Here is a 12257-nt window from a genome sequence, read left to right as displayed (position 1 = left end):
ACACCCGCTGTCTACTCTGGAGAGATATGAGTTCCGAGGACCAGGAGGCACCCGAGACCGGCGCCGAGGAGACCGGCGAGCCGGCCTCGCGGGACGCCGTGCCGGCCCGCTACCTGCTGTGGGGCTCGGCGGCGCTGGCCGCCGCGGCCCTGATCGTGGCCGCGGTCTTCGGCATCCAGTGGTGGTCGGCCTCCGGGGACGACGACGTCGCGCTCGCCAAGGCCCGTGACGACGTGAGCAGGCAGGGCGCGGTCGCGGTGAAGGCGTTCACCGAGCTGGACTACACGAACCCGGACGCCTACTTCCAGCGGCAGCTGGACGTTTCGACCCCGGAGTACCAGACCCAGATCAAGAACACCGAGCAGACCTACCGGCAGGCGATGACCGACGCCAAGACCAAGGTCACCACGACGGTGCAGGACATCGGCGTGGAGGAGCTCGACAACCACCAGGGCAAGGCCAGCTTCCTGGCGGCCATCGTCACGCAGGTCACCAAGGAGGGGCAGCAGCCGGTCGCCAAGCCGCTGCGGCTCGAGGTGCAGCTGACCAGGGTCGGGCAGGACTGGAAGGTGTCCCAGATCGGTTCGGTGCCGCTCGTGAGCAGCGGGCAGTAGGCAGGACCAGCAGGAACGGAGTTCGTAGTGCCATCCAGCAACCCCGGCCGTCCGCAGCCGGTGCGGCGACCCAAGGTGGCGGGCCTGCGTCGTCCTTCGCCGACCCCGCGCCCGCAGCAGGACACGCCCGAGCCCGAGGTGACGGGGCAGGAGGAGCAGGTCCGGCCCAGCCCGCGCCCGAAGGCGCGTGACGAGGGCGAGCCGAAGCCCGCCGACTACGCGCAGGCCGAGGCGGCCGTCGCGGAGCCGGAGGAACCCGAGGAACCCGAGCCCGCGCGCCGGAGCCGCAACCCGTTCGTCGTCGCCGGTGCGCTGTTCGGGCTGGCGATCGTGCTGGCCGGGTTCGCGGCGTGGTTCCGGATCGAGGACAACCGCCTGGAGGCCGTGACGGCCAACACCGCGCTGGTGGACGTGGCCCGCACCGCCCAGGTCAACCAGGCCGCCACGAACGCGGCCGAGACGCTGTTCTCCTACGACTTCAACGACATCGCGAAGACCCAGAACGCGGCGAAGGACCTGCTGATCACCGACGAGGTCCGCGCCAGGTACAACTCGCTCATGGGCGAGGTGCAGCGCCTCGCGCCGCAGCAGAAGATCGTCGTCACGGTGAAGGTGACCCGCAGCGCGGTGATCAGCCTGGAGGGCGACCGCGCGAGGGTCATGGTGTTCGTCGACCAGACCGCGACGCGCACCGACCAGAACCAGACCTCCAGCGGCAGCGCCCAGCTGTGGATGAACCTGCAGGACGTCGACGGCAAGTGGAAGGTGTCCTCGCTGGACACCTACAACTCCGAGAACCCCGCGGCGACCAGCCCGGCCCCGAGCACCTCGCCGGCACCCCCGTCACCCTCGCGCTGACGGCGGAACCGCGCCGCGCGCCGCCGCGTCGGTGATCATCGGGGCTCCGCCCGGGGCCCCGTCACCGACGAGGGGAACCTGAATGCGCACTCGCGTGCTGGGAATGCTGGGAGCGGCCGTCTTCGCCGCGGGCTTCACGGTGGTGGGGGTGGCCGCACCGGCCGCCAGTGCCGACGACTGCCGGTACCAGGCGGCGGAGTCGATCAAGATCCGCACCGCTCCGCGGACCAGCGCCACGGCCGTCGGGCTGCTGACGAAGGGCACGCACGTGTGCGTGCAGTCACTGGTCACCGGCGGCGGCTACACGGCGTGCGGCCGCACCGACGACCGCTGGATGAAGCTCGGCACCAACCGCTACGTGGCGGCCATGTGCCTCGACTTCACCGGCTGAGCCACCCCTTGCCGTGCGCCGCGTCCCGACGCGGCGCACGGCCCCGGACGGGGGCACCGGTCCTGCCCCGAACGGCCCTCGTGAGGCGTCGAATCCGCGCCCCGGGTCCCGGTCGCACCCCGCCGCCGCGTGCCGGGCGTCCCGCGAACCCGCAGCTCACCGCGACGACCTCACCCCCTGTGCACATGCCGACCACATTGCGCCAACCGGCGGGTTGAGGGCGTGGCATCTTGACTGAACGGCGCCGGGGGGTCACGCTTACTGGCGACGGCGACGCCCTGCGGGAGGGCGAGGCTGGGAGGCATACCTGAAGACGGTGTGATCGAGATCTGGGCCCCATCGGGAGCGCCCCTCGACAGAACACGTCATTCGGGCTAGACTGCTTCTTTGCGCTGCCCTCTTTCAGGCTGCCCGGGCACGGCAGTTAGGATAGTGGGCACCACGGCACCCTTGACAGTCGCAATAGTTGACGCTATGGCGGCTGCTCACCGCTCATTGTCCCCGGAAGGACGCATCTTGGCAGTCTCTCCCGCGAACCAGGCCACTGCTGCGACCACCTCTGCTGTATCCGACCCGAACCCGACGGGAATCCCCGGAGCCCCGAAGCGCGTCTCCTTCGCGAAGATCCGCGAACCGCTCGCCACGCCCAATCTGCTCGACGTGCAGATCCAGTCGTTCCAGTGGTTCACCGGTGACGAGAAGTGGTTCCAGCGCCGGGTCGAAGAGGGCGAGGAGAACCCGGTCGGCGGCCTCGAAGAGGTCTTGAACGAGATCTCACCCATCGAGGACTTCCAGGGCTCGATGTCGCTGTCCTTCTCCGACCCGCGCTTCGACGAGGTCAAGGCCTCCGTTGAGGAGTGCAAGGACAAGGACATGACCTACGCGGCTCCGCTGTTCGTCACGGCGGAGTTCGTCAACAACAACACCGGCGAGATCAAGAGCCAGACGGTCTTCATGGGTGACTTCCCCGTGATGACCGACAAGGGCACCTTCATCATCAACGGCACCGAGCGTGTCGTGGTGTCCCAGCTCGTCCGCTCGCCCGGCGTCTACTTCGACCAGGCGATCGACAAGACGACCGACAAGGACGTCTTCAGCGTCAAGATCATCCCGAGCCGCGGTGCCTGGCTGGAGTTCGACGTCGACAAGCGCGACACCGTCGGTGTCCGCATCGACCGCAAGCGCCGTCAGCCCGTCACCGTGCTGCTGAAGGCCCTCGGCTGGTCCACCGAGCAGATCCGCGAGCGCTTCTCGTTCTCCGAGACCCTGCTCGCGACGCTCGAGAAGGACCACACGGCCGGCACCGACGAGGCGCTGCTCGACATCTACCGCAAGCTGCGCCCGGGCGAGCCGCCGACGAAGGAGAGCGCCCAGGCCCTGCTGGAGAACCTGTTCTTCAAGGACAAGCGCTACGACCTGGCCAAGGTCGGCCGCTACAAGGTCAACAAGAAGCTGGGTCTCGACCTGCCGTACGAGACCGGCACGCTGACCGAAGAGGACATCGTCACCACCATCGAGTACCTGGTCCGGCTGCACGCCGGCGAGGACAAGATGGAGATCAACGGCCAGACCATCCCGGTCGAGGTCGACGACATCGACCACTTCGGCAACCGGCGCCTGCGCACCGTGGGTGAGCTGATCCAGAACCAGATCCGGGTCGGCCTCTCCCGCATGGAGCGCGTGGTCAAGGAGCGGATGACCACCCAGGACGTCGAGGCGATCACGCCGCAGACCCTGATCAACATCCGCCCCGTCGTGGCGGCGATCAAGGAGTTCTTCGGCACCTCGCAGCTGTCGCAGTTCATGGACCAGAACAACCCGCTGTCGGGCCTGACCCACAAGCGCCGCCTCTCGGCGCTCGGCCCCGGTGGTCTGTCCCGTGAGCGCGCCGGCATGGAGGTCCGCGACGTCCACCCGTCGCACTACGGCCGCATGTGCCCGATCGAGACGCCGGAAGGCCCGAACATCGGCCTCATCGGCTCGCTGTGCTCCTACGCGCGGGTCAACCCGTTCGGCTTCATCGAGACGCCGTACCGCAAGGTCGTCGAGGGCCGGGTCACCGACCAGATCGACTACCTGACGGCCGACGAGGAGGACCGGTTCGTCAAGGCGCAGGCCAACGCGCCGCTGACCGACGACGGCCACTTCGCCGAGGACCGCGTGCTGGTCCGCCGGAAGGGCGGCGAGGTCGAGCTGATCGACCCGATGGACGTGGACTACATGGACGTGTCGCCGCGCCAGATGGTGTCGGTCGCCACGGCGATGATCCCGTTCCTCGAGCACGACGACGCCAACCGCGCGCTGATGGGTGCGAACATGCAGCGCCAGGCCGTGCCGCTGCTGCGCAACTCGGCGCCGCTGGTCGGCACCGGCATGGAGCTGCGTGCCGCGATCGACGCCGGTGACGTGATCGTCGCCGAGCAGGCCGGTGTGGTGGAGGAGCTCTCCGCCGACCTGATCACGATCATGCACGACGACGGCACGCGGAAGAGCTACGGGCTGTACAAGTTCCGCCGCACCAACCACGGCACGTGCTTCAACCACCGGCCGATCGTCAACGAGGGCGACCGGGTCGAGGCGGGCCAGGTCATCGCGGACGGGCCGTCCACCGAGAACGGCGAGATGGCGCTGGGCAAGAACCTGCTCGTCGCGATCATGCCGTGGGAGGGCCACAACTACGAGGACGCGATCATCCTCTCCGAGCGGCTCGTGCAGGACGACGTGCTCACCTCGATCCACATCGAGGAGCACGAGATCGACGCGCGCGACACCAAGCTCGGTGCCGAGGAGATCACCCGGGACATCCCGAACGTCTCCGAAGAGGTGCTGGCCGACCTGGACGAGCGCGGCATCATCCGCATCGGTGCCGAGGTCCGCGACGGCGACATCCTGGTCGGCAAGGTCACGCCGAAGGGCGAGACCGAGCTGACCCCGGAGGAGCGCCTGCTCCGCGCGATCTTCGGCGAGAAGGCCCGCGAGGTCCGCGACACCTCGCTGAAGGTGCCGCACGGCGAGACCGGCAAGGTCATCGGCATCCGCGTGTTCTCCCGCGAGGACGACGACGAGCTGCCCCCGGGCGTCAACGAGCTGGTCCGCGTCTACGTGGCCCAGAAGCGGAAGATCCAGCCGGGCGACAAGCTCGCCGGCCGGCACGGCAACAAGGGTGTCATCGGCAAGATCCTGCCGGTCGAGGACATGCCGTTCATGGAGGACGGCACCCCGGTCGACATCGTGCTGAACACCCACGGTGTGCCGCGACGCATGAACATCGGCCAGATCCTCGAGCTGCACCTGGGCTGGCTGGCGTCGCAGGGCTGGAAGGTCGAGGGCAACCCCGAGTGGGCGCAGAACCTGCCCGAGGAGCTCTACGACGTCGACCCCGGCACCAACACCGCGACCCCGGTGTTCGACGGCGCGAAGGAGGAGGAGCTGACGGGCCTGCTGGCCTCGACCAAGCCGAACCGCGACGGTGAGCGCCTGGTCCAGCCGGACGGCAAGGCGGTGCTGCTGGACGGACGTTCCGGCGAGCCGTTCCCGTACCCGGTGGCGGTCGGCTACATGTACATCCTCAAGCTGCACCACCTGGTCGACGACAAGATCCACGCCCGGTCCACCGGCCCGTACTCGATGATCACCCAGCAGCCGCTGGGTGGTAAGGCGCAGTTCGGTGGCCAGCGCTTCGGTGAGATGGAGTGCTGGGCGATGCAGGCCTACGGCGCCGCCTACACGCTGCAGGAGCTGCTGACGATCAAGTCGGACGACGTGGTCGGCCGCGTGAAGGTGTACGAGGCGATCGTCAAGGGCGAGAACATCCCGGACCCGGGGATCCCGGAGTCGTTCAAGGTGCTGTTGAAGGAGCTGCAGTCGCTCTGCCTCAACGTGGAGGTCCTGTCCTCCGACGGTGCGGCGATCGAGATGCGCGACTCCGACGACGAGGACCTCGAGCGCGCCGCGGCGAACCTCGGCATCAACCTGTCCCGCAACGAGTCGCCCTCGGTGGACGACATCGCGCAATGACCCAGCCGCCTGGGGCGGGAGACACCTCCCGCGTCTCCCGCCCCAGGTAGCCGACCCCTCTAGCCACATCTACCCCAAGGGGATGCAAGGACGTGCTGGACGTCAATTTCTTCGATGAGCTCCGGATCGGCCTGGCCACCGCGGATGACATCCGCCAGTGGTCCTTCGGCGAGGTGAAGAAGCCGGAGACCATCAACTACCGCACGCTCAAGCCCGAGAAGGACGGCCTCTTCTGCGAGAAGATCTTCGGCCCCACCCGGGACTGGGAGTGCTACTGCGGTAAGTACAAGCGGGTCCGCTTCAAGGGCATCATCTGCGAGCGCTGCGGTGTCGAGGTCACCCGTGCCAAGGTGCGCCGTGAGCGGATGGGCCACATCGAGCTGGCCGCCCCGGTCACCCACATCTGGTACTTCAAGGGCGTGCCGTCGCGGCTGGGCTACCTGCTCGACCTGGCCCCGAAGGACCTCGAGAAGATCATCTACTTCGCGGCCTACGTGATCACCGGGGTGAACACGGAGCTGCGGCACAACGACCTGCCGACGCTCGAGAACGAGATCGGGGTCGAGCGCAAGAACATCGAGACCAAGCGCGACGCCGACATCGAGGCGCGGGCGCAGAAGCTCGAGGCCGACCTGGCGCAGCTCGAGGCCGAGGGCGCCAAGTCCGACGTGCGCCGCAAGGTCAAGGAGGGCGGCGAGCGTGAGATGCGCCAGCTCCGCGACCGGGCCCAGCGCGAGCTGGACCGGCTCGAGGAGATCTGGACGACCTTCACCAAGCTCGAGCCGCGGCAGCTGATCGCGGACGAGATGCTCTACCGCGAGCTGTACGACCGCTACGGCGAGTACTTCACCGGCGGCATGGGCGCGGAGGCCATCCAGAAGCTGGCCACCGAGTTCGACGTCAACGCCGAGGCCGAGAGCCTGCGCGAGACGATCCGCAGCGGCAAGGGGCAGAAGAAGCTCCGCGCCCTCAAGCGGCTCAAGGTCGTGGCGGCCTTCCAGGCCACCGGCAACGACCCGCGTGGCATGGTGCTCGACGCCGTCCCGGTGATCCCGCCGGACCTGCGCCCGATGGTGCAGCTCGACGGTGGCCGGTTCGCCACGTCCGACCTGAACGACCTGTACCGCCGGGTCATCAACCGGAACAACCGCCTCAAGAGGCTGATCGACCTCGGCGCGCCCGAGATCATCGTCAACAACGAGAAGCGGATGCTGCAGGAGGCCGTCGACGCGCTGTTCGACAACGGCCGCCGCGGCCGTCCGGTCACCGGCCCTGGCAACCGGCCGCTGAAGTCGCTGTCCGACCTGCTCAAGGGCAAGCAGGGCCGGTTCCGCCAGAACCTGCTCGGCAAGCGCGTCGACTACTCGGGCCGTTCGGTCATCATCGTCGGCCCGCAGCTGAAGCTGCACCAGTGCGGTCTGCCCAAGGACATGGCGCTGGAGCTGTTCAAGCCGTTCGTGATGAAGCGGCTGGTCGACCTGAACCACGCGCAGAACATCAAGTCCGCGAAGCGGATGGTCGAGCGGGCCCGCCCGGCCGTGTGGGACGTGCTGGAAGAGGTCATCACCGGGCACCCGGTGCTGCTCAACCGCGCGCCGACGCTGCACCGCCTCGGTATCCAGGCCTTCGAGCCGCAGCTGGTCGAGGGCAAGGCCATCCAGCTGCACCCGCTGGTCTGCGAGGCGTTCAACGCGGACTTCGACGGTGACCAGATGGCGGTGCACCTGCCGCTGTCGGCCGAGGCGCAGGCCGAGGCCCGGATCCTGATGCTGTCGGCGAACAACATCCTGTCGCCGGCGTCGGGCCGCCCGCTCGCCATGCCGCGTCTGGACATGGTCACGGGTCTGTTCCACCTGACGCGTCTCGACGAGAACGCGACCGGTGCCGGGCAGGCGTACTCCTCGCCGGCCGAGGCGATCATGGCCTTCGACCGCAAGGCGCTGGGTCTGCACGCCCCGATCAAGATCCGGATCAACGACCGGCAGCCGGGCAAGGAGGACGCCGCCAAGCTCGCCGAGTCCGGCTGGGAGCCCGGTCAGCCGTGGCTGGCCGAGACCACCCTGGGCCGGGTGCTGTTCAACGAGCTGCTGCCCGCGGACTACCCGTTCGTGAACGAGCCGATGCCGAAGAAGCGGCAGGCCGCGATCGTGAACGACCTCGCGGAGCGGTACTCGATGACGCAGGTGGCGCAGACCCTGGACCGGCTCAAGGACGCCGGCTTCTACTGGGCGACGCGGTCCGGCGTGACGGTGTCGATCACCGACGTCGTGGTGCCCAAGGAGAAGAAGGAGATCCTCGACCAGTACGAGGCCAAGGCCGACCAGGTCGAGAAGCGCTACCAGCGCGGTCAGCTCTCGCACGCCGAGCGCAACAACGAGCTGGTCAAGGTGTGGAGCCAGGCGACCGACGACGTCGCCAAGGTCATGGAGGACGCCTTCCCCGAGGACAACCCGATCTCGATGATCGTGAAGTCCGGTGCGGCGGGCAACATGACCCAGGTCCGGTCGCTCGCCGGGATGCGTGGTCTGGTGTCGAACCCGAAGGGTGAGTACATCCCGCGCCCCATCAAGGCGAACTTCCGCGAGGGCCTGTCGGTGGCCGAGTACTTCATCGCCACCCACGGTGCCCGGAAGGGTCTGGCCGACACCGCGCTGCGGACCGCCGACTCGGGTTACCTGACCCGTCGTCTGGTGGACGTCTCGCAGGACGTCATCGTCCGCGAGGTCGACTGCGGTACCCGCCGCGGCATCAACATGCCGATCGGTGAGGACCTCGGCGACGGCCGGATCGTGCGTGCCCAGCACGTCGAGACCAGCGCCTACGCCCGCACCCTTGCCACGGACGCCAAGGACGCCCAGGGCAACGTCGTGCTCAACGCCGGCGACGACCTCGGCGACCCGGCCATCGAGAAGCTGCTGTCCAGCGGCATCACGACGGTCAAGGTCCGCAGCGTGCTGACCTGCGAGTCGGCCGTCGGGGTGTGTGCGACCTGCTACGGCCGCTCGATGGCGACCGGCAAGCTGGTGGACGTGGGTGAGGCCGTCGGTATCGTCGCCGCCCAGTCGATCGGTGAGCCGGGTACGCAGCTGACGATGCGTACGTTCCACCAGGGTGGTGTCGCCGGTGACGACATCACGACGGGTCTGCCGCGTGTCACGGAGCTGTTCGAGGCCCGTGTGCCGAAGGGCAAGGCGCCGATCGCCGACGTCGATGGCCGCGTGCGCATCGAGGAGAGTGAGCGGTTCTGGAAGATCACGCTGATCCCGGACGACGGCAGCGAGGAGATCGTCTTCGACAAGCTGTCGAAGCGCCAGCGCCTCGCGAACACGCCGACCGGCCCGCTGGCGGACGGTGACCACGTCGCCGTCGGGCAGCCGCTGCTCGAGGGCACGCCGGACCCGCACGAGGTCCTGCGGGTCATGGGGCCGCGTGAGGCGCAGATGCACCTGGTGGACGAGGTCCAGAAGGTGTACCGGGCGCAGGGTGTGTCGATCCACGACAAGCACATCGAGGTCATCGTCCGGCAGATGCTGCGCCGGGTGACGATCATCGACTCCGGTTCGACGGACTTCCTGCCGGGCGAGCTGCCCGAGCGGACGAAGTTCGAGGCGACGAACCGGCAGGTCGTGGCCGAGGGCGGGCAGCCGGCCTCGGGTCGTCCGGTGCTGATGGGTATCACGAAGGCCTCGCTGACCACGGACTCGTGGCTGTCGGCGGCGTCGTTCCAGGAGACCACGCGGGTGCTGACCGATGCGGCGATCAACGGCCGCAGCGACAAGCTCGTGGGCCTCAAGGAGAACGTGATCATCGGTAAGCTGATCCCGGCCGGTACGGGCATCAACCGCTACCGCAACATCCAGGTGCAGCCGACCGAGGAGGCCAGGGTGGCGGCGTACGCCATCCCGTCCTACGACGACGGCTACTACACCCCGGACGTGTTCGGCAGCGGCACGGGTGCCGCCGTCCCGCTGGACGACTACGACTTCGGTCGCGACTTCCGCTGATCCTGTCGTAACGCGAAGCCCCCGGTTCCTGCGAAGGAGCCGGGGGCTTCGCTTTTTTACGCCCGGCGGGCGCCGGGGATGCGGTCGAGGAGCCCGAGGATGGCGTCGACGGTGGTGAGCAGGGTTCGCGGGTCGATGCGGGTGGGCCAGGTGGTGTACAGCAGTCCCGCCTCGAACGTGAGGCCCCACGGCAGGCGGCCGATGTTCTGGGAGAGCCAGTCGAGCGCCTCTGGGGTGAGCGGTGCGTCGGCGGGATCACTCGCGAACGCGACCCAGTCCGTGCTGGCGGGGTGCGGGAGGTCTACTTCCAGCCAAGGGCCTTCTCTGACCGTCGCGGGCGCTTCTCGCACCGGCTTGCCGCCGAAGGCCAGAACGCTGCCCGGTTTCACCGGGCGGCCGAGGAAGTCCGTGTGCAAGCGGCGGTGGAGTTTCATCGGCGGCAGTGGGCCGGTGGCCACGTCGATGCGGTGTTCGTAGGACGTGATCGTGCCGTTGGAGACGGCCTTACGCATCGAGGCCTCGCTGACCCGGACCGGCCAGCCGCCGTGCCGGAAGTCCAGGGCCGTCTCGAAGCGTGGCTTCCGCACGGTGCCCAGCCAGTTGATCAGGCCTGGAGTGTCGGCCTTGAATGGCGGCTGAAGTGCGGCGGACCACGCCGTGGCCTCCTCTCGTCCGGCCACCGCACCGCCGAGGGAGGCGGCGAGGGTGGCCAGCGCGTCGGCCTGCTCACGGTTCTCGCGCTGTTCCTTGCGGCGGAACCACCAGAACAAGGAGCCAAGCGGCAGCACGAGGAGAACCAGCACCGCCAGCGCGGCCCGCAGCTCGAACTCACCCACGATCAGATGTCCAGGTAGCCCTCGGTCTCACCCTTGGACTGGTCGTCTCCGACGTTGTCGACCTCCGCGGCCTTCTGCCCGCCGCTGATGTTCCGCAGCGGTTTGTCGATCCCCGCGTTCTGGCCCTTGCCCAGCCCGGCCTCCGACACCGCTGTATCGCGCGTCGTGTTCCACAGGGACTTGCCGATGCCGTCCTGCAGCCTGCCGCCGAGCAGGCCGTCCTTGCTCCACAGCTTCGTCAGCGCCGACTTGTCGCCCAGGCCCTTGCTGGCGTCGGCGAAGACGCTGCCGACCTGCTTGTTGACCATCGCCCGCTGGAAGGCCGTGCGCACGTTGCCGACCCGCGTGGCGAGGTTGCGCAGGAAGGCCATGATCTTGTCGAGGAACTCCCGCAGCTTCGCGATGATCCGCGACACCCGGCTGCCGGTCTGCGCCGCACGCACCCCGGTCGCCGTACCGGCCGCCGCCGTGGAGGCCCCGAAGCTGGGGATCGCGGCCGCGAGCGCGGGGATCCAGATCATGATCAGCCAGGTGATCAGCTCGGTGAGGATCGCCTTGATGAAGTCCTCGATCACGGTCATGATCATGCTGGAGATCTGGAGCATCCGCGCCAGCTCGCCCGCCTGCCCGGCGACGCCCTCGATGCCGTTCGCGAACTCGCCCAGCTTCGTGCTCGCCGCCTCGGCCGCGGGGCCGCCCCAGCTCGTCACCGAGTCCGCCAGCTCCTGCTCGAACCGATTGCCGAGGTCGGCGACACCCTTGCCGATCGCGTTGAAGTTCTCCGCCGCCTGCGACAGCGCGGGCCCGTCGCCGCTGACGAAGTGGATCGCGTCCTCCAGCGGCTGCACCACGCTGATCAGGAAGTTCAGCCCCTGCCCGACGAGCCAGCCGATCGGGTCGGTCGCGATGCCGTACGCGCTGGTGCCGACCGCGCCGAGCAGCGCCGTGCCCTCGGAGGCCAGGTTCGACACCTCGGAACCGTCGGCGCCGTCGCTGAACTTGCCGATCGCGTCCTTGGTCTTGAGGTAGTTCCCGTAGAAGGGGATGGCCTCCTGGACCTTCTGGCCCGTGTCCTTCTCCCCGGTGGTGATCTCGACACCACCGGCCTTCGTCTTGGTCTCAGCCATCGCGGTGCCCCTACCGGTTCTCGATCTCGATCTTCAGGCCGTCGAGGAGCTTCTTCACGGCGTCCTCCTGGGCCTGGTAGCCCTCGGCGGCGCCGCGGAACTTCTCCGCGCCCGACTGCAGCCCCTCCTGCAGGTCGCCGAACAGGTCGTTCAGGTCGCCCAGCATCTGCGTGTACTGGTTCTTCACGAACAGGCCGACCACGCCCCACGACTTGTCACCCACGTCGGCCTTGCCGACCAGGCCGGCGATCTCGCCCGCGGTGCCGTGCTGCGCGTCGAGCTTGCCGGCGTACTGCCGCAGCTCGTCGGCGTTGACGTCGAAGCCCACCGGAGTCCTCCTCGTCCTCGTCTTCCCCGTTCGACCACGCGGAGGCCGACTTGGTTCCGGACAAAGTACCTAATCGCGGCGT

The 12257-nt window shown here is 68.4% G+C and carries 8 protein-coding genes; 5 read left to right on the top strand and 3 right to left on the bottom strand.

Annotated elements, in window-relative coordinates:
* Positions 1-26: 26 nt before the first annotated feature.
* From BMZ92_RS07800 to BMZ92_RS07780, 5 genes are all read left to right on the top strand, one after another.
* Positions 27-614, top strand: coding sequence for a hypothetical protein (locus tag BMZ92_RS07800; RefSeq protein ID WP_091505047.1), 588 nt, complete (start codon positions 27-29; stop codon positions 612-614).
* A gap of 27 nt (positions 615-641) precedes the next feature.
* The gene (locus BMZ92_RS07795; RefSeq protein WP_091505046.1) at positions 642-1472 is read left to right on the top strand and encodes a hypothetical protein; all 831 of its coding nucleotides are present in this window, start codon (positions 642-644) and stop codon (positions 1470-1472) included.
* Positions 1473-1554: 82 nt separating this feature from the next.
* Complete coding sequence (locus BMZ92_RS07790; RefSeq protein ID WP_143249816.1) at positions 1555-1863, top strand: hypothetical protein; 309 nt, start codon at positions 1555-1557, stop codon at positions 1861-1863.
* Between the two features lie 516 nt (positions 1864-2379).
* Positions 2380-5880, top strand: a complete 3501-nt coding sequence (gene rpoB / locus BMZ92_RS07785; protein WP_091505044.1) for a DNA-directed RNA polymerase subunit beta — start codon at positions 2380-2382, stop codon at positions 5878-5880.
* A 92-nt stretch (positions 5881-5972) separates the two neighbouring features.
* Positions 5973-9884: a DNA-directed RNA polymerase subunit beta' gene (locus tag BMZ92_RS07780; RefSeq protein ID WP_091505043.1), complete on the top strand. Its 3912-nt coding sequence runs from the start codon at positions 5973-5975 to the stop codon at positions 9882-9884.
* A 56-nt stretch (positions 9885-9940) separates the two neighbouring features.
* On the opposite strand, the gene BMZ92_RS07775 is transcribed toward BMZ92_RS07780, so the two are convergent.
* From BMZ92_RS07775 to BMZ92_RS07765, 3 genes are read right to left on the bottom strand one after another with little or no spacing between them, the layout of a single operon-like run.
* Positions 9941-10720, bottom strand: coding sequence for a hypothetical protein (locus BMZ92_RS07775; RefSeq protein ID WP_245782953.1), 780 nt, complete (start codon positions 10718-10720; stop codon positions 9941-9943).
* Positions 10721-10722: 2 nt separating this feature from the next.
* Positions 10723-11847 carry a WXG100 family type VII secretion target gene (locus BMZ92_RS07770; protein ID WP_091505042.1) on the bottom strand — a complete coding sequence of 375 codons (1125 nt, stop codon included), beginning with the start codon at positions 11845-11847 and terminating at the stop codon, positions 10723-10725.
* A gap of 10 nt (positions 11848-11857) precedes the next feature.
* Positions 11858-12175, bottom strand: a complete 318-nt coding sequence (locus BMZ92_RS07765; RefSeq protein ID WP_091505041.1) for an ESX-1 secretion-associated protein — start codon at positions 12173-12175, stop codon at positions 11858-11860.
* Between the last annotated feature and the right edge of the window lie 82 nt (positions 12176-12257).

Origin of the sequence: Amycolatopsis sacchari (genome assembly GCF_900114035.1) — a bacterium.
GTDB classification, from domain to species: Bacteria; Actinomycetota; Actinomycetes; order Mycobacteriales; family Pseudonocardiaceae; genus Amycolatopsis_E; species Amycolatopsis_E sacchari.
Note: the sequence above shows the minus strand (reverse complement) of the source record. Positions and strands in the feature narration are given on the sequence as shown.

Coding starts and splice junctions, on each gene's coding strand:
- BMZ92_RS07800 (WP_091505047.1), top strand. CDS start 27: ATGAGTTCCGAGGACCAGGAGGCACCCGAGACCGGCGCCGAGGAGACC.
- BMZ92_RS07790 (WP_143249816.1), top strand. CDS start 1,555: ATGCGCACTCGCGTGCTGGGAATGCTGGGAGCGGCCGTCTTCGCCGCG.
- BMZ92_RS07770 (WP_091505042.1), bottom strand. CDS start 11,847: ATGGCTGAGACCAAGACGAAGGCCGGTGGTGTCGAGATCACCACCGGG.